The organism is Streptomyces sp. NRRL F-6492, assembly GCF_001280125.1.
Classification (GTDB): Bacteria; Actinomycetota; Actinomycetes; order Streptomycetales; family Streptomycetaceae; genus Streptomyces.
This window is the reverse complement of the sequence record NZ_LGEG01000118.1, coordinates 1-814: the sequence shown is the minus strand read 5'-3', so window position 1 is coordinate 814 and position 814 is coordinate 1. Positions and strand designations below refer to the sequence as shown.

The 814-nt window shown below is 75.7% G+C and carries 1 protein-coding gene; it reads right to left on the bottom strand.

Annotated features, from left to right (window positions below; all coding sequences use genetic code 11):
• Window positions 1–26: 26 nt before the first annotated feature.
• Window positions 27–814 (bottom strand): pyridoxal phosphate-dependent decarboxylase family protein (locus tag ADL08_RS11665; protein ID WP_234352107.1); only part of this gene is annotated, 788 nt, incomplete at its 5' end.

Below are 814 nucleotides of genomic sequence, written 5' to 3'. Positions count from 1 at the left end.
GGTGTCCTGTTCGGGGGTGTTGCCGGTCATCGGTGCGTGCTGCCTTCCACGAGGGTGATGAGCTGGTCCAGGTCGCCGGGGGTGGCGTGGGGGTTGAGCAGGGTGGCTTTGAGCCAGAGGCGGCCGTTCGCCCGGGCCCGGCCGAGGACCGCCCGGCCTCCGGTGAGGAGGGAGCGGCGGATCGCGGCGACGGTGGTGTCGTCGGTGTCGTGGGGGCGGAAGAGGACGGTGGTGAGGGTGGGGCGGGCGTGCAGGTCGAGGCCGGGGTGTTTCTCGACGCGGTCGGCGAGGTCCTGGGCGAGGTCCATGCAGGTGTCGACGAGGGCGCCGAGTCCGGTGCGGCCGAGGGCGCGGAGGGTGACGGCGGCCTTGAGGACGTCGGGGCGGCGGGTGGTGCGCGGGGAGCGGCCGAGGAGGTCGGGGAGGCCGGCGTCGGTGTCGTCGTCGGCGTTGAGGTAGTCGGCGGTGTGGGCGAGGGCGGCGAGGTCGGTGGTGTCGCGGACGGCGAGGAGGCCGGCGGCGGCGGGCTGCCAGCCGAGTTTGTGGAGGTCGACGGTGACGGTGCGGGCGCGGTCGAGGCCGTCGAGGAGCCGGCGGTGGGTGCGGCTGAAGAGGAGGGGGCCGCCGTAGGCGGCGTCGGCGTGGAGGTCGGCGTCGTGGGCGGCGCAGACGTCGGCGATCTCGGGGAGCGGGTCGATGAGGCCTTCGTCGGTGGTGCCGGCGGTGGCGGCGACGAGGAGCGGGCCGGGCGTGGTGGCCAGGGCGGCGTCGAGGGCTTCGGGGTCGAGGGTGCCGTGGGGGGTGGGGACGACGA